This window comes from Priestia sp. AB (assembly GCF_028369225.1).
In the GTDB taxonomy this organism is placed as follows: Bacteria; Bacillota; Bacilli; order Bacillales; family Bacillaceae_H; genus Priestia; species Priestia megaterium.
Genome location: NZ_JAQMYN010000004.1, coordinates 292236 through 312794, shown reverse-complemented (window position 1 = coordinate 312794; position 20559 = coordinate 292236). Strand labels below are relative to the sequence as shown.

The following is a 20559-nucleotide window of genomic DNA, read 5'->3' as shown; positions in this document are numbered from 1 at the left end:
GGTATATGTATATAAAAAGGAGAGATAAATATTATGAAAATTGATCATGTCTTAGATGCAAAAGGATTAGCTTGTCCAATGCCAATCGTCAAAACAAAAAAAGCAATGGATACTTTAACAACAGGCCAAGTATTAGAAGTGCAAACAACAGATAAAGGTGCTAAAAGTGATTTAACAGCGTGGGCAAAATCAACAGGACACGAGCTTATTGATTTTAAAGAAGAAGGCAGTACATTTATCTTTTACATTCAAAAAGGCTAATTTTTTTTAAAAACAAATATACCCCATAGGGTAATAGGAGGAACAACATGACTGAACAAAAGAAACGAACAACAATTGTATTATTTAGCGGTGATTATGACAAAGCGATGGCAGCTTATATTATTGCCAACGGAGCGGCTGCTTATGACCATGAAGTGACGATATTCCATACGTTTTGGGGATTGAATGCGCTTCGTAAAGAAGAAATGGTGCCGGTGAAAAAAGGATTTTTAGAAAAGATGTTTGGCAAAATGATGCCGCGCGGTGCGGATAAAATGGGCTTATCTAAAATGAACTTTGCAGGTATGGGACCTAAAATGATTAAAAACGTAATGAAAAAGCATAATGCTCTAACGCTGCCGCAGCTTATCGAAATGGCACAAGAACAAGATGTGAAGCTAGTGGCTTGTACGATGACGATGGATCTTCTAGGGTTACAGGAAAAAGAACTGTTAGATAATATTGAATATGCGGGCGTAGCGGCGTATTTAGCCGACGCAGAAGACGGAAACGTAAACTTATTCATCTAAAAGATAACTCATGAAGCGAGGGTTAATATGATTATCAATGCGCTTATTATCGTCTTTCTGTTGTGGTTTTTGTATCAGCGTTTTGCACCAGTAAAAGGAATACAGCAAATATCGACGATGGAATTAAAAGCAGAGTTAAAAAATAAACATAAACAGTTTATCGATGTGCGAACACCGCATGAATTTCGGACTAAACACATTAAAGGATTTCGAAACATTCCTTTACCAGAACTGCCAGCGCAAACAAGCCAGCTTTCAAAAGACAGAGAAGTAGTCGTTATTTGTCAAAGCGGAATGAGAAGTATGAAAGCAAGTAAACTGTTGAAAAAGCAAGGTTTTACATCCATTACCAACATTAAAGGCGGCATGAATACGTGGAGATAAATCAAGAAGGAGGAGACGTAGCGTGAAGACAATAGCGGCACAAGAAGTAGAACTATTAGTAAAAAAACAAGAACAAATTCACATTTTAGATGTGCGTGAAGTAGAGGAAGTAAAAACAGGTAAAATTCCAAACGCGTTAAATATCCCGCTTCCTTTATTAGAATTCCGTATGCATGAGTTAGATAAAGCAAAGAATTATATTGTTGTCTGTCGTTCTGGAGGCAGAAGCGGAATGGCAGCTCGTTTTCTTGAGCAGCAAGGCTACAGTGTAACGAATATGACAGGCGGAATGATGGGATGGAAAGGGGAAACCGTCTAATTTTTTTAGATAAAAATATACCCCTACTAGTATTTAAACCAAGGAGGAAAAAGAAATGATGCAAGCAAACTTCGTATTAGATGCAAAAGGGTTAGCATGCCCAATGCCAATCGTAAGAACAAAGAAGAAAATGAATGAATTAGAAGCAGGTCAAGTACTAGAAATCCAAGCAACGGATAAAGGCTCTACGGCTGACTTACAAGCGTGGGCAAAAAGCACAGGTCATGAGTATTTAGGTACCGAGGCAGCAGGTGACGTTCTTCACCACTTTCTTCGTAAAGGCGGCGCTGAAGAAAACGTAACGCCAATTCCTGAAATTTCATTAGAAGAATTTGCGGAAAAAGTAGAGAATGATGAACATCTTCATATTTTAGACGTTCGTGAAGTAGAAGAATACGATGAAGCTCATATTCCAGGCGTAGTTCATATCCCGCTTGGTGAAGTAGAAAAACGTTCGAATGAGCTAAATAAAGAGAATGAAATTTATATTATTTGCCACTCTGGAAGACGAAGTGAAATGGCAGGGCAAACGATGAAAAAGCAAGGATTTAAACACTTAGTTAACGTGGTTCCTGGTATGCGTGACTGGACAGGTAAAGTAGAATAAATAACCAATCGATTATAATGGATTAAAAAATTTTGATAGTTCATATACCTAAGGAGGTATTTTAATATGACAGTGCATGTACTTACTGCAAAAGAAGTTACAGCTAAAATTATTAATAAAGAACCGCTATTTGTCTTGGATGTTCGTAATGAAAATGATTTTAGCGATTGGAAAATTGAAGGTCATTACTTCGATCATTTAAATGTTCCATACTTCGATCTTTTAGACGGAGTAGAAGAAATCTTAAAAAAAATCCCTTCTGATAAAGAAGTGTTAGTTGTCTGCGCCAAAGAAGGTTCATCCGTGATGGTAGCTGACATGCTTTCAGAAGTGGGGCTTACCGTATCGTACCTTAAAGGCGGTATGAAAGCATGGAGTGAATATTTAGAGCCCGTTAAAGTCGGAGATTTAAAAGACGGCGGAGAAATTTATCAGTTTGTTCGTATCGGCAAAGGATGCTTATCTTATATGATCGTATCAAACGGTGAAGCTGCTATTATTGATGCGACGCGTATGGCAGATGTGTATATCAACTTTGCCAAAGAGCTTGGTGTCACTGTTAAGCATGTGTTTGATACGCACCTTCATGCAGATCACATTTCAGGAGGAAGAGTCATTGCGGAAGCAACAAATGCAGCGTACTGGCTGCCTCCAAAAGATGCAGAAGAAGTGATTTTTGACTACAAGGCTTTAGAAGAAGGCAGTGATGTCGTGATTGGTAACACAGCGATTACGATTCAGCCTCTTTATTCACCGGGGCATACGATTGGATCAACTTCTTTCATCGTAGACGATCAATACTTACTTTCAGGTGATATTTTGTTCATCGATTCAATTGGACGTCCTGATTTAGCTGGTATGGCTGAAGACTGGGTAGGCGATCTGCGCGAGACGCTTTATACACGCTATAAAGCATTGTCAGACGAGTTAATCGTATTGCCAGCTCATTTTATGATTATTGATGAGCTAAATGACAACGGCAGCGTAGCTGAAAAGTTAGGTACGTTGTTTGAGGAAAATCACGGATTAAATATTAAAGACGAAGCAGAGTTCAGACACTTAGTAACAGACAACTTACCGCCGCAGCCAAATGCGTATCAAGAAATTCGTGAAACCAATATGGGGAAAGTAAGTCCAGATGAAGAAAAACAGCGTGAAATGGAGATTGGACCAAACCGCTGTGCGATTCGCTAAAACCTAAACAAAGGAGAGAGAGAAATGGAATCAACTAAAGTACTAGATGCAAAAGGGCTGGCATGTCCAATGCCGATTGTTAAAACAAAAAAAGCAATGAATGAACTAGAAGCTGGCCAAGTGTTAGAGATTCACGCAACGGATAAAGGGGCAAAAAACGACCTTGCAGCTTGGGCGAAATCTGGCGGTCATGAGCTTCTTCAGACAGAAGAAAGCGACGTTCTTAAATTTTGGATTAAAAAAGGATAAGAAAAAATGGACGAAAAGGGTATCTCTTGTAAAAGGTACCCTTTCCTTATATGAAACGGAGCGACTATAGATGGATCTTACATTTATCATCACGCTTTTTCTTATTGGATTTATTGGGTCGTTTATTTCCGGTATGGTCGGTATTGGCGGGTCTGTTATTAATTATCCGATGCTGTTATATATTCCTCCGTTAGTAGGAGTCGAAGCATTAACGGCTCATCAAGTCTCAGGTGCAGGAGCTGTTCAAGTGTTCTTTGCCACATTAGGCGGCGTATGGGCGTATCGAAAAAGCGGATTTTTAAATAAATCATTAATTTTATATATGGGCAGTAATATCCTAATCGGCAGCATGCTTGGAAGCTACAGCTCACATTATATGAGTGAACAAGGATTAAATGTTGTGTATGGAGTTTTAGGTCTCATTGCGGTTATTATGATGTTTATTCCAAAGAAAAATTTAGATTGGAACAAAGATGGGGAGCTTCAATTCAATAAAGGATTAGCGTCTATTTTATCACTGCTTATCGGAGCCGTAGCAGGAGTATTAGGAGCAGGAGGGGCCTTTATTTTAGTTCCGGTAATGCTCGTAGTGCTTAAAATTCCAACTCGAATTACCATCGCAACTTCACTGGCCGTTACCTTCATTTCTTCCATTGGCTCAACGGTTGGAAAGCTGGTGACGCATCAAGTTCCATTTATACCGGCACTTATCTTAGTTGCTGCCAGCCTGATTGCTTCGCCAATTGGTGCAAAAGTTGGTCAGAAAATGAATACAAAAGTGCTTCAATGGATTCTTGCCTGTTTGATTTTAGCAACGGCAATTAAGATTTGGTGGGGGCTGCTATAAAAAAAGCTAACGCTATGGGAATCCATAGCGTTAGCTTTTTTTATAGTACTTCATCACTTTCCACAAACATTTCAAGCGCAGGATGAAATTCTTTTTGATAGTGGTTAGACGGACATACTTTTACAACAGTAGAGCGAAGCGCATTGGATTTTGATGTATTCAACACTTGCTTGCATTTAGGGCATCGTTCATTAAACAGCAAATGAAGCCATTTCACTTTTCATCACTCCTGTACTAAAACCTTTAAATCTTATCGAGTTAATAAGGATTATAAAGGGTTTTACACGGAAGGTCAATGAAAAGGGAATTTTTAAATATTACGAAGCTTTTTCAACTTACGCTGATACGCTAAGTAAGGAAGTCCTGGAAATACTAGAAGCACTGTTGAAATTATTAATAAAATGCCGCTAATCATTCCCACTGCTTCTGGCAACCAACCGTATGAGCTCATAGCGTTAAAAAGCAGAAGAAACATCATAATGGCAAGAATAGATAGCGCTGCTTTCCCTACGAAATGCTTTTCTCGTTTGTATCTGTCAATAATAGTCTCTATATCGGAATAGATAGGTTTTGTTCCCGGAGATGCGCTGAAAATGTGCATGGCATGCCCCTCTGAACAAACGTGCTGCCATCCAGCATCTTTAAAAAGGAGAAAATATTCATCATCTGCATTTTCCTGAAAATCCAGTGAATATTGAAGGTCTTGAGGCTCTCCTTTTTTTAAGGTATATCCTAAAAATGCGAAACGATCTAAGAGCCAGCCTTTTTTAGCATAGTCGCTGAGCTTTTGTAAATCTTCTTGCTCTGCAAAAGCCGTTCCCCCGCTCATTATGTATTTTGTCTTTTTCATTTATAAACCTCCTAAAGCATCTTCAGCGTGTTTAATCATTTCTTTACGGCGCTGAATTTCTTTTTTTAAAAACTGAATTCCTTTTTCCGTTGCAACATACGTTTTCTTTTTGTCTTTGCTTTCGCTAAAAAGCATAATTAACTCAGCTGCAAGAAGCTTTTTAATCGTGGTGTACATGGATGCAGGTCCAATTGAAAACTGTTGATTGGTCATGTCTTCAATAGTTTTCATAATAAGATACCCGTGTTTTGCTTCTATGAGGGACACTAAGATGTAGTAGGACGTATCGGTAAGTTCCCCTGTCTCTAATGAATCGTTTCGCGGCATATTCAACCTCCTTATATCATTAAATGATATATCGTTAATTAATATATATCATTTAATGATATATAGTCAATAGAAAATGTTAAATTATAGGTTTGCGATTCCCTCATAAAACGATTTAATGAGTATAAAGGGGAAGGGATCTTACAAAATAATTTACTAAGATAAATATATTTGCATAAAAAATTAAGAATTTATAGAATTTATTGTTTATTTATTTGATTTTTATGTTATCCTTTTTAACATACATTAAATACAAGGCCATATTTATCGTACGACCTTTGATTTGTATTACAAATAGTGAATGAGAAAAATATGTACCGAAAGGAGGACGTGACATCAAGAAGAAATGAAGAGTCAGCGAGCAAGCAGATGCTGGTTGTCTATTAAAAAGGCATCTTCCAAGGCTTAAAAGAAGCCTGAGTTCATAGGGGAAGTTTTCGTTTTAATTTTTCTGACTATTCGAATAATTAACTCGTTATTAAAAGTTTAAAATCTAGAAAAGGAATGATCATCAATGAAAGATAAATTTGCCCAACGAGCTAGTCTTGTAAAATCCTCTGAAACGCGTGAAATCTTAAAAGTAACGGAACGACCAGAAGTCATTTCGTTTGCAGGAGGACTTCCAGCACCGGAACTATTTCCCGTTGAAGCAATGAACGATGCGTGCCGCGCCGTATTAAATGAAGACGGAGCCGCTTCGCTTCAATATAGTACAACAGAGGGGTATATCCCTTTACGAGAAGCAATTTCTAAACGAATGCAGGACATCGGCATTGAGTCCACGGTTTTGAACATTTTAATTACGTCCGGATCTCAGCAGGCAATCGATCTTACCGGAAGACTGTTTCTTAATGACGGAGACGTGGTAATCTGTGAAAGCCCAACGTACCTAGCGGCCATTAACGTATTTAAATCCTACAATGCGACGTTTGTAGAAGTAGACATGGACGAAGACGGAATGATTATGGAAGAGCTAGAGAAAAAGCTTCAGGAAAATCCGCATGCTAAATTTATTTATACGATTCCTGATTTTCAAAACCCTACAGGGCGTACATTAACGCGGGAAAGACGTCAGCGAATGATCGAACTTGCGAATGCATACGACGTGCTGATTGTAGAAGATAATCCGTACGGAGGAGTCCGATTTGCCGGAGAAGCGCTGCCGCCGGTTAAGCATTTTGATACAGAAGGCAGAGTGATTTATATCAGCACATTCTCTAAAATTTTTGCACCAGGCCTTCGAATCGGCTGGGTATGTGCAGACGAAGCTTTCATTGATAAGTACGTAGCGTTTAAGCAAGTGGCTGACTTGCATACGGACAGCTTTGCTCAGCGCGTAACGGCTAAGTACATGGAGCTTTACGATATCGAAGAGCACATTCAAAAAATTAAAGCGGTATACAAAGAGCGATGTACCCAAATGCTGTCGTGCATTGAAGAATTTTTTCCGGAGAATTTGTCTTACAGTAAGCCAGAAGGCGGATTGTTTATTTGGGTAGAACTGCCCCAAGGTATCGATTCAGCACATATCTTTTCAGAGTGTCTAAAAAATAACGTAGCCTGTGTGCCTGGAACGCCATTCTTTCCAAACGGCACAAGAAACAACGCGCTGCGCTTGAATTACTCTAATATGTCTGCTGAACAAATCGTTGAAGGCATGAAGCGCATGGGAGACGTATTGCATCGTGAATTGACAAGGGAAACGACTGTTTTATAAAAGAAATGGAAAAATCAAATAAAGCAATTTTATTAATTCATGAAATATACGGTGTGAACGATCATATGAAGTTTATGAAAGAGAAATTGTCTAAGTTAGAGGCAGATATTATCTGTCCTAACTTATTATCTAAGGACGTTTCCTATAGTTATGAAGAAGAAGGAATGGCTTATCAAAACTTTGTTCAAAACATTGGGATTGATGAGGGTTCAAGACGAATTACTAACATGTTAATTCAATTAAAACAAGAATATGAAGAAGTAGGAGTTATAGGCTTCAGTGTAGGAGCCACGATATCGTGGCTATGCAGTGAAAATAATTTGTGTAACTTCGTGATTGGCTGTTACGGATCGCGTATTAGAGATTATGTAAATAGAAGTCCTGTTTGTCCAACTCTTCTTATTTTTCCTGCTGAAGAGCAAACATTTGATGTAGACTGTTTAATAAATTCATTAGAGCAAAAAAGAGAGCCGCTTTTGGAAATCAAAAAGTTTTATGGTGGTCATGGTTTTATGAATCCTTTTTCACACACCTTTAATAAAGAATCAGCGGACCAAGCCTTCCAAACAATAAGTGAGTTTCTCAAAAAACACTTAGCTGATTAATAGCTATATATGCTGAAAGTGATACCCTACAATAAGCAGAAACTGACCCTTTTTCAGTACATATACATGTATTAACATTTACTTTAAATGTATCGAAAAGGAGCGAGGTTATGTTACAGTCAGTTGAGCTTGTAGGAACAGCGGTAAAGCTAGTGCCGCTTGAAAAAACACATGAACAAGAATTATATGAAGCTGCAAAACCGAAAGGAATTTGGGAGCATCTCCCGGTAAAAGTTCATCGTCTAAGTGATATGAAACGGCTGATTGAAAGTTCTTTAAAAGCAAAGCAAGAGGGAAGAGAGCTGCCTTTTGCTGTGTTTGATATAGAGTCACATTCGATTGTAGGAAGCACAAGATTTTTAGATATATCACTTCCCAACAAAAGCGTCGAAATAGGGTGGACGTGGTATCATCCATCCGTGTGGCGCACCCGGGTCAATACGGAGTGTAAGTATTTATTATTAAAATACTGTTTTGAAGAGCTGAAGCTTCACCGCGTTCAATTCAAAACGGATGTACGAAACAATCGATCTAGAGCGGCTATTAAACGCTTGGGTGCCACGCAAGAAGGCATCACCAGAAAACACATGGTTTTACCTGATGGATACGTACGAGATTCAGTTATTTTCAGTGTAATTGACGACGAGTGGCCGTTTGTCAAAAAGCGACTAGAAAGTTTTTTACATACAGCCAGTCAGGGAAATAAAGAAAATGCCAGTAATTAATGGCATGTAAAGATCAAAAGCACAAGCTATAGCTTGTGCTTTTGATTTTTAAAGAGCTTCTTTAATAATTTTTTTATAGTAAAGAACAGATAAAATACCAAAAATAGAGTACAGGGCCGTATAGATAATCATAACGATAATCATTGGTGTCCAAAGCTCTGTTCCAAATAAGAACCACCCGGATTGTACGGCAAAATAACTGTGTAGTAAACCTACGACTAACGGAATGCCGAAGTTAAAAAGCTGCTTAATTATTATGCCGGTTAATAAGTCTTTTTCGGTAAAGCCTAATTTTCTAAGAATCGTATAGTTTGGTTTTTCATCTTCACTTTCATCCATTTGCTTAAAGTAAAGAATGCACCCTGATGTGATTAAAAATGCTAGTCCAAGGAAAGCGACAATGAACATAATTAGACCCATAGTCTGCTTTTGGCTTTTTACCGTTTCGATACGCGAATCATTGAAGTTATGATTGTCCAACTTCATTTTTTTGAAAATCTCGTTTGCTTTTGGTAAGTCATTTTCTTGTGATATATCTACCCCTGTGTACACAGAAGATTCTTTTTGAATAGAAGGATCCACGTCTTTTTTCAGCTCATTAAACACGGAATCGTCTACAATCATAGTAGGCATACCGCTCGTAAAATAAGTAGATAAGAGAAATTTTCGATTTAAGCCTATATACTTTTGCGGAATGACTTCTTTCTTTCCTTTTAGCTCAATTTCCCCGGAATCTTTAAATGAATTTACTCGTTGAAGCATATCATTATAGCCGGTAAACAAAGTTTCATTTTGAGCTACATTTACACCACTAACAGATTTTTCACTAACAACCGAAAAAAACATAGCGGACGAGTCTACCATCGGGGCTTCCAAATTATTTTCTAAGATGCTTTTTACGTTTGCTTTTACTTGGGTGACGTCGATCTTTTTTTCCGTGTAGGCTATTTTCTTCCGATTCAGCGCAGCTTTAAACGAAGCTGCATCTTTTGTATTATTGATAGAAAAATCGTTAGGCACATAATCTTCGGCCGACTTTTCAGCAGAATAATAAGAGATGTAGCTCAAGCACAATAGGCCAATAGCCAGAGCCGATACGGTTGTAATAACCGTTAGCAACAGTGCGTTTGATTTCATCCGAAACATAATGGAAGAAAGAGATAATACATTGTTAATCGATAAATAGCCTTTTTTGCTTTTTCGCATGAGATTTAATAAAAAGCGAACTGAGCCTTTATAAAACAAATAGGTTCCGATGATAACCGAAGCTAAAATGGATACCATTGCGATAGACAAAGCATTCATGCTTGTAAAAGATCCGTCAAACAATTTAGCAGAAATATAGTAGCCGGAAGCAATAAAGATCATGCCAAGAATTCCAATAATAATTTCAAGAATACTGATTTTTTTTGTTTTGCTTTCTGTTGATGACGTAACGCGGAATAGTGCCAAAATGGTCTGTCTTTTAATAAAAAGATAGTTCATCGTCATAATCAGCAAATAAATAGCGCCGAACACAATCAGCGTTTGAATCAAGGCTTCTTCAGAAAAATGAAGCTTGGCAATGCCTTTTGTATCCGTGATTTTAAACAAAATCATAATGACCGCTTTTGAAAACGAAAACCCGATTAAAATGCCGACAATCAGTGAGGCAAAATACAACATAAAATTTTCAACGGTCAAAATACGGAAAATTTTTGTTTTGGTCATGCCAATTAGCTGAAATAAGCCAATTTCTTTACTGCGCCGCTTGATGAATATCGTGTTTGCATATAATAGAAAGATAGAAACAATAGCTACAAGTAAAACAGAAGCGGCCCGAACCGCTGCGCCTCCTTTAATCGAACCTTTGGTTGCATCAAGAGCGGGGTCATACTGCAGCGTGACAAAAGCAAAATATAAAGCTGCGCTGAAAATTAGTGCAAAAACGTATAAATAATAGTTTTTTACATTCTTTTTGAAGTTGCGGAAAATCAGCTGATTAATGTTCATGTTGAACTCCGCCTAGCACGCCTTGAGTTTTCATAATATCGTCAAAAAAGACTTTTTGCGTTTGATCGCCTTTGTACAGCTGCGTATAAATTTGTCCGTCTTTTATAAAAATGACTTTGCTGCAATAGCTGGCTGCCACTGGGTCATGCGTTACCATCACAATACTTGCGCTTCTTTTGTCATTAAGCTCGGTCAGTTTGTTTAGCAAATCGCTGGCCGCTTTTGAATCAAGAGCACCTGTGGGTTCATCAGCAAAAATCATGCTTGGCTCATGAATAAAGGCTCTTGCAGCGGAAGTACGCTGTTTTTGTCCCCCGGAAATTTCACTTGGATATTTGTCTTTCAGCTCATAGATGCCGAGCTGTTTGGCCAGCACGTCAAATTTTTTGTGAGCTACTGCTGAAGGAGTTTTCGCAACGGAAAGAGGCAAGAGGATATTTTCTTTCACTGTCAGCGTATCAAGCAAGTTATAGTCTTGAAAAATAAAACCTAAATGTGTTTTTCGGAAGTTTGCTAACTGCTTTTCTTTCATTCTGCTAATTTCATTTCCTTCGATTTTGATGGTTCCTCCGTTGATTTTATCAATGGAGGAAAGCACGTTCAGAAGAGTCGTCTTGCCTGAGCCTGAAGCGCCCATAATTCCTACAAATTCTCCTTTCATAATCGTAATGTCTACACCTTTTAATACTTCTTGTCTATTAAATTTATTTCCGTAGCTTTTATGAATATTAGTTGCTTCTAATATGTTCATATGTATTCACTCCTTTAATCTGATACGTTTATTATAGAAAAAGGGCTTTAGCTTTTCCTTTGATTCAGCGAACAAATAACGAAAGCATGTGACATTTTTGTCACATGCTTTTCATATCCACAAAATCATTTGATTTAGGAAAGGCAAGTGTAAAAGTTGTGCCTTCATTAAGAGCAGACTGCACGCCAATGTGAATAGAAAGAGCGTGCGCAGCTTTTTGAGCGAGATATAAGCCCATGCCTGTAGCGCGGCCGTCTTCATGCTGCGTAGTTGAGGTGAAACCTTTCTCAAAAATGCGCGGCATATCTTGAGGAGAAATGCCCCGTCCGTTATCTTTTACCTCGATGTATACTTGACCGCGGTGCTCGTAGCTTCTAATCATCACATCAGATTCTTCACTGTACTTGACTGCGTTTGTTAACAGCTGTCTCATAATAAACGAAAGCCACTTTGCGTCACACAGTACACGTTCTGCCTGTAAGTCCACATCAAACCCAATATTTTTTTGCATGCACCAAGCTTGCAGCGTTTTGATTTCAGTGAAAATAAGGGACTCTAAATCCAGATGTTCAATATACATATCATTTTGGATAAAGAAAATGCGCTTTTGATGCAGCTGTTGATCAAGTAAAAAGTGAATACGTAGCCACTCGAACGTCAAGTTTGCTTTAACTTCTCGATTTTCTAAGCGTTCAATTATTAAATGCATCGCAGTTAACGGCGTTTTAATTTCGTGAATCCAAGCTAACAGTTCATCTTTTTCCTGCGTCACGTGCAGCAGAGTTTGCACGCCATCTTTTTTCGCTTGTTCTAATTGCTGCATCAGATTTCGCTGAACAATCTTTTCAAACGGACGCAGCGGATGAGAAAGAGTAGAAGAATCAAAGAAGTCCTCTTCATCTTTTAGCTTTTGATAAAATTTCGTTTCTTTGTGATAGCGGAAGACGCAGAAAATAAGAAAGATAATCGATGATAAAAACACGATATAGAGAATCGAAGACAGAGGAATGGATTCATCAATATACGCGATAAAAAGCATAAAAAAATGTATGATGAAAAAGAAAAGAATCCAGCTTAGACGCTCCCGAATAAAGAGTTTAATCATAGCGTTCCTCTTCAATGGCTACGTAGCCTTGGCCGACTTTTGTTTCAATAAAAGCTCCAAGTCCAATTTCATCTAATTTTTTTCGCAGGCGATTGACGTTTACCGTCAGCGTATTGTCACTGATAAACCGTTTATCTTCCCACAAACTATTAATCAGTTCATCTCGGCTTACAATCGTATTCTTTTTATGTATTAAGCATTTTAAAATAAAGATTTCATTTTTGGTTAAATCAATAGCTGTAGATCCCGCTGATACTTTATTTTTTTCATAATCAATCGTAGCTCCTTGCCACGAAAGAAGGTTTACTTGTTCAACGCTGTAATTATACACGCGGCGGAGAAGGGCCTGTATTTTTGCTACAAGCACATCAAAATGAAACGGCTTTTGCACAAAGTCGTCTGCGCCAAACTGCATAGACATTACCATATCAGAAGGATGATCACGTGAAGATAGAAAAATGATAGGGATTTTTGAATGAGAACGAATCATTCTGCACCAGTGAAATCCGTCATACTTCGGCAGCTGAATATCCATAATAACTAAATCAGGTTTTACCTCGCTGAACTCCTGCATAACGTTACTGAAATCACGGATGCCGTAAACATCATAAGACCATTGCTCCAACCGTTCTTTCAGTTCGTTAAACAGCGTTACATCGTCTTCAATTAAAAGAAGTTTAAACAATAACACGTACCACGCTTTCTGTTTTTATACTTATTTTATAGCAATATCCTTTTATTTACCATATGGGATAGTAGATTCACCAGCGTTTTTTATAAAATGTGAAAGAATAGCTTTTGACGAGCATAGTTTATAAACATATATTGAACTCTAGTGAAAAAAGGAGAGCTGTTATGAAAGCAATGGTATGTACAAAGTATGGTAAACCAGATGTTCTTCAGCTTGAAGAAGTGGAAAAGCCTATTCCAAAAGAGAATGAAATACTGATAAAAATTCATGCCACCACGGTCACATCGGGCGACTGCAGAGTGAGGAGCTTTAACAGTCCACTGCTGTTATGGCTTCCAATGCGAATAGTTTTAGGATTACGGAAGCCTAGAAAATCAATACTAGGCGTAGAGCTGGCCGGAGAAGTAGAGGACGTCGGAAAGAACGTAACGCGGTTCAAAAAAGGCGACCAGCTTTTTGCGATGACAGGCATGAAGTTCGGAGGATATGCGGAATATATCTGCTTACCAGAAAAGGGGACGATAGCCGTAAAGCCAGAGAATGTAACCCATGAAGAAGCCGCCTCTATTTCTTTCGGAGGCACGACGGCGCTGCATTTTTTTAGAAAAGGAAACATTCAAGCCGGGCAAAAAGTGCTTATCTACGGTGCTTCAGGTGCTGTAGGAACTGCCGCTGTACAGCTTGCGAGCTATTACGGAGCTGAAGTGACAGGCGTGTGCAGTGCTAAAAATAGTGAACTAGTAAAATCTTTAGGAGCAGATTACGTCATCGACTACCAAAACGAAGATTTTAGTAAAAAAGAAGAAAGATATAATCTTATTTTTGATGCCGTTGGAAAAATCACAAAAAATCAGTGCAAGGGAGCGTTAGCCTTAAATGGACGTTTTGTTTCGGTCGAAGGGCAAGGAATTGCGAAAGTGCAGACAAAAGATTTATTGCTTCTTAAAAAGCTGATGGAAGAAGGGAGGATTAAATCAGTGATTGATAGATGCTATTCTTTAGAACAAATTCCAGAAGCTCATGAGTATGTAGAAACCGGACATAAAATAGGGAGTGTAGTTGTTACGTTAAAAAATTCAAAAAGAGAATCTCTATAGAGGATTCTCCTTTTTTACGATATTAAACTTTACTCTCCGCCTTTAATCCAAAGTTCAAGCGGAAGTCCTACAAGATTCTTTCCAATCCATTCTCTGGCAATATTATTAGAAGGACCCATAGCAATGCCCGCTCTGGCATCTCGAAACAAGCGTTCAATAGGGCCTTTTTTATAGCCGTATCCGCCGCTTACATCCAAGGCAATTCGCGTCGCTTTGTTGGCTACTTCTGAAGCATGAACTTTAAATTCAGTCAGCGGAAGGGTAAGAACACCCTGTGCTTTTTGTTCAGCTTGTAAAATATCAAGCTGTTCTGCCAAGTCAATTTGCCATGGTTTTGTGCTTTCAATGAGAACTTTTGCTTCGGCAATCTGCTGGCGAATGACTTGATAGTCGCTAAGCTGGTTATTAAAATCGCGGTGAATCGTTCGCGTTGCATGGTTAACCGCAAGCTCTAGCGCATGTTCCGCTACGCCAAGCCAAGCAGAACCAAGGCCAATTAAATAAATAGGGGAAACGCCGTTTAAGACAATTTCTTTCCCTGTTTCTTCACTGCCTAGAAGATCTTCTTTTGGCACGTGTACATTTTTATAAGAAATCGGACCGCTGTGATTGCCGCGAACGCCCAGCGCTTCCCATGGACTTGCGGTGATGCCGTCTGATTTTCCATCTACAATAAAAAAGCTAATATCCGTTGCTTCTTGTGCTTCAGGACTGCGTGTTTGGACGATATAAAAATCAGCTTGCCCGGCGCTCGTAGTAAAGGATTTGTCAGCATTAACTACATAATCTTCGCCATTTCGCTGCGCTTGACTGAAGTTGTACCACCAGTGTCCTCCTGAGGCTTTTTCACTTGTAGAGTACGTACCAATCAGCCCTTGGTCAATTGGTTGTAACCAGCGTTTCTTTTGATCGTCGTTTCCGTACAGCGTAATAGTTTGAATCGCTCCGACATGCATCACGTAAACCAAAGCAGTGGAAGCACAAGCTTTTGCAATTTCTTCAGCTACAATCGCAAAAGCCACGTGATCAAGTTCTAAGCCGCTGTATGCTTTTGGTACAAGAATATTTCCCCAGCCTGCTTTAATAAGCGCTTCTAAATTTTTCCGTGGAAAAACGCCTTCTTCATCTGTAAGGGCTGCATTAGGCCGGATCACTTCATCTACAAGAGAAGCGATTTTCTCGCGGATAGATGCGTAATAAACGCGCGTAGATTGATTATATACCGGACGTGCAGAAACTTCGATTGACATAACATACCTCCAAAAATTTTAATGTTCGTTACGATAAACTATTTATAATGCACCTGCTTTTTCTTTTAGCTCCTGTTCTTTTTGTCTTATGAGCGGAATAACGGTTTCGCCAAACGTTTCGATTTCTTCTTCATAATGTAAAAAACCTGTTAAAATAATATCCACGCCGATTTTTTTCAGTTCGATAATTTGATTGGCGACTTGTTCGGGCGTTCCGATAAGGCCAGTTCGAAAGCCATCATTATACTGAACTAAGTTTTCAAATGAAGAGTTTGCCCACATGCCTTCACCTTCAGGAGAAGCTTTTCCCGCAAATTGCACTTGACTTTCAAACCCTTCAACGGCTTCTTTATCCGCTTGTAGCACAATTTCTTTTAGCACTTGTTTTGCTTTTTCTTCTGTTTCACGAACAATGACAAACCCGTTCACGCCAAATTGAATATCACGGCCGTTTGCGTTTGCTTTTACATCTTCAATTTGGTTTTTTAAGTTTTCAATCGAGTTGCCGTTCATGAAATAAACGTCTGATACTCGGCCTGCCATTTCACGGGCTGCTTTAGAGTTTCCTCCTTGAAATACTTTTGGCGGCTGAAGAGGCTTTGGTTTTAACGGTGCGTCATTTAATCGGTAAAAGTCTCCTTTGAACGTAGTCGTTTCGTTTTTCCATAGCTCTCGAAGCACGTTAATAAATTCTTCAGAACGGCGGTAGCGCTCATCATGATCTAGCCATGGTTCGCCGTAGCCGTTAAATTCGCCTTTAAACCAGCCGCTTACAACGTTCACAGAGACGCGTCCGCTGCTGATATGGTCAATAGTCGAAATGATTTTAGCAAATACGCCGGGATGCCATAACCCGGGAAGAACCGCTGTAATAATGTTGATTTTTTTAGTAGTGGCGGCCAAAGCAGAAGCGAGTGTCGCAGCTTCTAGTTGATTTTCAGCTCCGTAGCTTGCAAAAAACCTAGTTTGCAAGAGAACATAATCAAAGCCCACCTGTTCGGCAATTTGCGCATACCGGCTGTTTGCTTCAAATGACCACTCTGTTTTTTGAGGAATGTTGGAAATGACAAGGCCTCCGCTTACGTTCGGGGCCCAATAAGCAAATTGCAAACTCATATGTAACGCCTCCTTAGTTAAGTAGTGAAAATAAATGAGCAGGGTAAACATTCATCTCCTTAAATGCCAAAGGCTCTTATCTCGCTTCAAGTTGAAGAGAAGATAAGAGCCTTCAGTAGCCTGACAGGCGGTACGGATGCTGAATGTACATATAGTTATATCACTGGTTATTCCGATAGTCAAAGTGAGTTTTAAGAAATTTAAAAGAAATGAAATCGTAATTAAGTTTAACTAAAGAAGGAAGAGATCATCTATTTTAACTAAAAACAAACTTGACTTATAGGAATAGTGAGTATACTATTCAAATATGTTAAACAAATGAGAAATAAACATCTATTTTTTCCAAATAAATAGCCGTTTAAAAACGATCGACCAGATCACTGGAGATGCTTTCTTTGAACAATCAAAGCATCTCTTTTTAATTGTCGTAAAAAGGAGGAAGTATACGGTGAGTGAGAAAAGAAAGCTAAAGCTAGGAGCAAATATTAAAGGCCTTGGAAGTACGACGGATGGATGGAGACATCCGGACGCAGAGCCTGATGCAAGCATTAATATTGAGTTTTATAAGAAACAAGCGCGTATATTGGAAAAAGGACTGTTCAGCTTTATCTTTATTGCGGATGGATTAGCCATATCTGAAAAGTCTATTCCTCACTTTTTAAATCGTTTTGAGCCCATTACGCTGCTGTCAGCTCTCGCTGCTTCTACGAGTCACATCGGACTAGTTGGGACGGTTTCAACAAGTTTCAGTGAGCCTTTTACAATCGCTCGTCAGCTGATGTCTCTTGATCATATAAGCGGCGGGAGAGCGGGGTGGAACGTAGTTACTTCTCCGCAAGAAGGGGCAGCGCGCAATCACAGGAGAGGGTATCTTCCTCTTCACAGCGAACGATACGAAATTGCAAAAGAGCATCTCGACATAGTAAAAGGACTGTGGGATTCATGGGAAGATGATGCTTTTATCTATCAAAAAGAAGCCGTTCAGTTTTTTGATCCGAAAAAAATGCATACGCTTGGATTTAAAGGCAAGCATTTTCAAGTTCAAGGGCCTTTAAATATTGCTCGTTCAAAGCAAGGACATCCAGTTGTGTTTCAAGCTGGCTCATCAGAAAGAGGAAGAGGATTCGGAGCGGAAAATGCGGATGCGATTTACACAAATGCACATACACTAGAAGAGGCGCAGGCATTCTATCGAGATATGAAAAATAGAGCAAAAAATTACGGGAGAAATCCTGAAGAGCTTCTCATTTTTCCAAGTATTGATTTAATTATAGGAGATAGCGAGGAAGATGTAGAAAGAAGATATGGGGAGCTTGCTGCGCTAATTCCAATTGATCACGCTATTACATATTTAGCTCGTTTTTTTGATGACTACGACTTTCAGCAATTTGACCTAGACGCACCGTTTCCAGAGTTAGGCGATATCGGAGCAAATGCGTTTCAAAGCACTACAAATAAAATTAAACAAGCAGCGGCTGCTCGAAAGTTAACGTTAAGACAAGTGGCACTTGAAACAATTTTGCCTCGTTCGCCGTTTTCAGGAACACCTGAGCACGTAGCGGATGAAATGCAAAAATGGTATGAGCAGGAAGCAGCGGATGGATTTGTGCATCGCCCGTTTATGAGCGAGACGTTTTATCAGTTTGTGGAAAAAGTGGTGCCTATTTTACAAGAGCGAGGACTTTACGACACTTCATATGAAAGCGATACGCTGCGCGGAAATTTAAATCTTTCCGTTCCAGCCAATCGATATAGTCAAACAAAGGGGGAATTTGTTTATGACAGTCAAACCAATCGGTGAATACAGCGTCACAGAAAGCTTGAAGAAGCAGGTAATTGAATGGAGAAGACATTTTCATCGCTATCCTGAATTATCGTTTCAAGAGCACCGAACGGCTCAGTTTGTTGAAGATACGCTTCGTTCGTTTGGAAACTTTATAATTACGCGTCCTACACCAACAAGCGTGGTGGCTAGGTTAATAGGAAAAGAGCAGGGAAAAGTGGTTGCGATTCGAGCGGATATGGACGCGCTTCCGATTGAAGAAGAAAACACGTTTGCATTTGCTTCGGTTCATAAAGGCGTGATGCATGCATGCGGCCATGACGGTCACACGGCTATTTTGCTAGGGGTAGCCTCTGTTCTTTCTCAATTAGGAAATGAATTTAAAGGAGAAATCCGCTTGATTTTTCAACACGCAGAAGAGCTGCTGCCCGGGGGAGCGCAGGAGCTTGTCAAAGAAGGCGTGATGGAAGGTGTGGATTACGTGATTGGCACGCATTTGAATTCTGGTCTTCCCGTCGGAGAAATCGGCGTGCTTGCAGGTCCTATGATGGCATCGCCTGACACGTTTAATATATCGATTAAAGGAAAAGGAGGACACGCCGCAGCGCCTCATGAAGCAGTTGATGCAATCGTTGTAGGAGCGCAAATTGTGACCAACCTTCAAACCATTGTTTCAAGAACGACCAATCCAATTGATAAATTAGTCGTATCAGTTACACAATTTCACGGAGGAACTACGCACAATGTACTTCCTGATAAAGTGGAGTTGAACGGTACCGTTCGCAGCTTTGATGCAGCTCTGCGAGAAAAAGTTCCGGCACAAATTGACCGTATCGTAAAAGGATTAACAGAAGCTTACGGTGCGGAGTACACCTTCACATATGAAAAAGGCTATCATCCCGTCATTAACTCTGAAGAAATTACGCGTTTAATTGAAGAAACAGCTATCGAAGAATATGGAAAAGAACGGGTTAAAACGCTGTCTCCTAAAATGGGAGGAGAAGATTTTTCAGCTTACCTGCAGGAAACGGAAGGAGCATTTTTTAACATCGGAGCGCGAAATGAAGAACAAGGCATCATGTACCCTCATCATCATCCAAAGTTTACGGTAGATGAAGCCTCGCTTGAAATTGGAGTAAAGATGTTTTTGCGCATAACAGAAAAGCTATTGGCTCGTTAAAAAAATTCAGACATAAAATTACTCCAATCTAAAGACGAAAAAAAGGACAAAGGAGCTCGTATGGGTCGCTTGTGACACCGCTGTTGATTTCCAGGCAAGACTTCGCTTTCCGCGGGCGGGCGGTGAGCCTCCTCGTCGCATACGCTCCTGCGGGGTCTCACCTATTCCGCTTTTCCCGCAGGAGTCTTCGTCTTGTCCTCCAACCAACAGCTAGAAGCTACTACATAGATTAAATTCACGTTCGCCAGCACAATGAAGAGATCCCAACAGTTTATGGTTCGGATCTTTTTTCAACTAAACTACGTTTGTCCCGCCGACTCTTCTTTACGACATCTTACTTCGTATCTTTATAATTTGTCGCAAATCCTGCTGCAATTAAACCAATCAAACCCAGCACTCCTACAATAACGGTTATGACCATTACATTCACCTCAATCGCTCTTAATAATACGCTTTCATTTGTTTAATTTTACCATGAGTCTTCATATGAAAGAAGCTTTTCTTTTAAAGGCTCTAGCTTTTTAAATTTTTGGTCATAGCTTTGCCGTTTTAACATGTCGTTGGTTATTATCAGCGCATCTTCTTTACGCCCCGCATACAAGTAAGCTTCAATGACTTCGTCGAATCCTTCTGAGTAAGGGAATTTTTCATATTTTGCTAGTTTAAATGAGGCGTCGTAGTGTTTCGTTGCTTGTTCATACTGCTTTAGTTTCAAAAGCATATGCCCGTTTGCTAAATGTAAATCAGCTCGTTCTAAATCGGTAAGGGTATGGAGTTCAATTCCTTGGTTACGTATATTAAGCGCATCTCCGTAACGCTTTTTCTCTTCCAGATCAAACGCTCTCTCGTAAAAATGATCAAACTTCGTTAGTGGTCTCCTTGATTTATAGAACTTGTAAATGCCGTATAGGGTTAAAAGCAATAACCAGACCAATTTGTTCAACTCTCTTTCATCTCTGTATGTATAATATTTATAGTA

At 39.4% G+C, this 20559-nt stretch carries 25 protein-coding genes; 14 read left to right on the top strand and 11 right to left on the bottom strand.

The window, feature by feature from the left end; translation table 11 throughout:
* Positions 1 to 33: 33 nt before the first annotated feature.
* From POF52_RS14775 to POF52_RS14740, 8 genes are all read left to right on the top strand, one after another.
* Positions 34 to 261 (top strand): sulfurtransferase TusA family protein, encoded by a 228-nt coding sequence (locus tag POF52_RS14775; protein ID WP_028409366.1) that lies wholly within the window; start codon positions 34 to 36, stop codon positions 259 to 261.
* Between the two features lie 47 nt (positions 262 to 308).
* A complete protein-coding gene (locus tag POF52_RS14770; RefSeq protein WP_013058040.1) occupies positions 309 to 791 on the top strand; it encodes a DsrE/DsrF/DrsH-like family protein in 483 nt (160 codons plus the stop codon).
* A 27-nt stretch (positions 792 to 818) separates the two neighbouring features.
* Entirely contained in the window at positions 819 to 1175 is a 357-nt protein-coding gene (locus tag POF52_RS14765) for a rhodanese-like domain-containing protein (protein WP_271993281.1), read from the top strand.
* A 22-nt stretch (positions 1176 to 1197) separates the two neighbouring features.
* Positions 1198 to 1494, top strand: coding sequence for a rhodanese-like domain-containing protein (locus POF52_RS14760; RefSeq protein ID WP_271993280.1), 297 nt, complete (start codon positions 1198 to 1200; stop codon positions 1492 to 1494).
* A gap of 55 nt (positions 1495 to 1549) precedes the next feature.
* Entirely contained in the window at positions 1550 to 2101 is a 552-nt protein-coding gene (locus POF52_RS14755) for a sulfurtransferase TusA family protein (RefSeq protein WP_271993279.1), read from the top strand.
* Positions 2102 to 2167: 66 nt separating this feature from the next.
* Positions 2168 to 3295: an MBL fold metallo-hydrolase gene (locus tag POF52_RS14750; protein WP_271993278.1), complete on the top strand. Its 1128-nt coding sequence runs from the start codon at positions 2168 to 2170 to the stop codon at positions 3293 to 3295.
* A 24-nt stretch (positions 3296 to 3319) separates the two neighbouring features.
* Positions 3320 to 3544 (top strand): sulfurtransferase TusA family protein, encoded by a 225-nt coding sequence (locus tag POF52_RS14745; protein ID WP_176584307.1) that lies wholly within the window; start codon positions 3320 to 3322, stop codon positions 3542 to 3544.
* Positions 3545 to 3614: 70 nt separating this feature from the next.
* The gene (locus POF52_RS14740) at positions 3615 to 4391 is read left to right on the top strand and encodes a sulfite exporter TauE/SafE family protein (RefSeq protein WP_271993277.1); all 777 of its coding nucleotides are present in this window, start codon (positions 3615 to 3617) and stop codon (positions 4389 to 4391) included.
* A gap of 40 nt (positions 4392 to 4431) precedes the next feature.
* Here POF52_RS14740 and POF52_RS14735 read toward each other — a convergent pair whose 3' ends face one another.
* The 3 genes from POF52_RS14735 to POF52_RS14725 form a co-directional block, all read right to left on the bottom strand.
* A complete protein-coding gene (locus POF52_RS14735) occupies positions 4432 to 4608 on the bottom strand; it encodes a hypothetical protein (RefSeq protein WP_016764944.1) in 177 nt (58 codons plus the stop codon).
* A 93-nt stretch (positions 4609 to 4701) separates the two neighbouring features.
* Positions 4702 to 5241, bottom strand: a complete 540-nt coding sequence (locus POF52_RS14730) for a DUF2812 domain-containing protein (protein WP_271993276.1) — start codon at positions 5239 to 5241, stop codon at positions 4702 to 4704.
* Positions 5242 to 5568 (bottom strand): PadR family transcriptional regulator, encoded by a 327-nt coding sequence (locus tag POF52_RS14725; protein ID WP_028409358.1) that lies wholly within the window; start codon positions 5566 to 5568, stop codon positions 5242 to 5244. It abuts the gene before it with no gap.
* A 514-nt stretch (positions 5569 to 6082) separates the two neighbouring features.
* On the opposite strand from POF52_RS14725, the gene POF52_RS14720 reads away from it, so the two are divergent.
* From POF52_RS14720 to POF52_RS14710, 3 genes are all read left to right on the top strand, one after another.
* On the top strand, positions 6083 to 7285 hold the full coding sequence (locus tag POF52_RS14720; protein WP_176584305.1) for an aminotransferase-like domain-containing protein: 1203 nt from the start codon (positions 6083 to 6085) through the stop codon (positions 7283 to 7285).
* A 5-nt stretch (positions 7286 to 7290) separates the two neighbouring features.
* On the top strand, positions 7291 to 7890 hold the full coding sequence (locus POF52_RS14715; RefSeq protein ID WP_271993275.1) for a dienelactone hydrolase family protein: 600 nt from the start codon (positions 7291 to 7293) through the stop codon (positions 7888 to 7890).
* Between the two features lie 110 nt (positions 7891 to 8000).
* A complete protein-coding gene (locus POF52_RS14710; protein WP_271993274.1) occupies positions 8001 to 8615 on the top strand; it encodes a GNAT family N-acetyltransferase in 615 nt (204 codons plus the stop codon).
* 48 nt (positions 8616 to 8663) lie between these two features.
* Here POF52_RS14710 and POF52_RS14705 read toward each other — a convergent pair whose 3' ends face one another.
* The 4 genes from POF52_RS14705 to POF52_RS14690 form a co-directional block, all read right to left on the bottom strand.
* Complete coding sequence (locus POF52_RS14705) at positions 8664 to 10607, bottom strand: FtsX-like permease family protein (RefSeq protein WP_271993273.1); 1944 nt, start codon at positions 10605 to 10607, stop codon at positions 8664 to 8666.
* Positions 10597 to 11358: an ABC transporter ATP-binding protein gene (locus POF52_RS14700; protein WP_271993272.1), complete on the bottom strand. Its 762-nt coding sequence runs from the start codon at positions 11356 to 11358 to the stop codon at positions 10597 to 10599. Before POF52_RS14700 ends, POF52_RS14705 begins: the two co-directional genes overlap by 11 nt.
* A 100-nt stretch (positions 11359 to 11458) precedes the next feature.
* A complete protein-coding gene (locus POF52_RS14695; RefSeq protein ID WP_047932190.1) occupies positions 11459 to 12463 on the bottom strand; it encodes a sensor histidine kinase in 1005 nt (334 codons plus the stop codon).
* Complete coding sequence (locus POF52_RS14690; protein ID WP_026106650.1) at positions 12456 to 13148, bottom strand: response regulator transcription factor; 693 nt, start codon at positions 13146 to 13148, stop codon at positions 12456 to 12458. The genes POF52_RS14695 and POF52_RS14690 overlap by 8 nt, the downstream gene beginning before the upstream one ends.
* 170 nt (positions 13149 to 13318) lie before the next feature.
* Between POF52_RS14690 and POF52_RS14685 the strand changes: the two genes are divergently transcribed.
* Entirely contained in the window at positions 13319 to 14251 is a 933-nt protein-coding gene (locus POF52_RS14685) for an NAD(P)-dependent alcohol dehydrogenase (protein WP_176584299.1), read from the top strand.
* 29 nt (positions 14252 to 14280) lie between these two features.
* On the opposite strand, the gene POF52_RS14680 is transcribed toward POF52_RS14685, so the two are convergent.
* Entirely contained in the window at positions 14281 to 15501 is a 1221-nt protein-coding gene (locus POF52_RS14680; protein WP_271993271.1) for an acyl-CoA dehydrogenase family protein, read from the bottom strand.
* 42 nt (positions 15502 to 15543) lie between these two features.
* Positions 15544 to 16617 (bottom strand): dimethylsulfone monooxygenase SfnG, encoded by a 1074-nt coding sequence (gene sfnG / locus POF52_RS14675; protein WP_271993270.1) that lies wholly within the window; start codon positions 16615 to 16617, stop codon positions 15544 to 15546.
* 448 nt (positions 16618 to 17065) lie between these two features.
* Here sfnG and POF52_RS14670 point away from each other — a divergent pair, with 448 nt between their 5' ends.
* Positions 17066 to 18418 carry an LLM class flavin-dependent oxidoreductase gene (locus tag POF52_RS14670; protein ID WP_271993269.1) on the top strand — a complete coding sequence of 451 codons (1353 nt, stop codon included), beginning with the start codon at positions 17066 to 17068 and terminating at the stop codon, positions 18416 to 18418.
* Positions 18396 to 19580, top strand: a complete 1185-nt coding sequence (locus POF52_RS14665) for a M20 family metallopeptidase (protein WP_271993268.1) — start codon at positions 18396 to 18398, stop codon at positions 19578 to 19580. Before POF52_RS14670 ends, POF52_RS14665 begins: the two co-directional genes overlap by 23 nt.
* A gap of 18 nt (positions 19581 to 19598) precedes the next feature.
* On the opposite strand, the gene POF52_RS14660 is transcribed toward POF52_RS14665, so the two are convergent.
* Together POF52_RS14660 and POF52_RS14655 are read right to left on the bottom strand one after the other, a co-directional pair.
* Entirely contained in the window at positions 19599 to 19787 is a 189-nt protein-coding gene (locus POF52_RS14660) for a hypothetical protein (protein ID WP_271993267.1), read from the bottom strand.
* Between the two features lie 262 nt (positions 19788 to 20049).
* Complete coding sequence (locus POF52_RS14655) at positions 20050 to 20523, bottom strand: hypothetical protein (protein ID WP_271993266.1); 474 nt, start codon at positions 20521 to 20523, stop codon at positions 20050 to 20052.
* Positions 20524 to 20559: the final 36 nt, after the last annotated feature.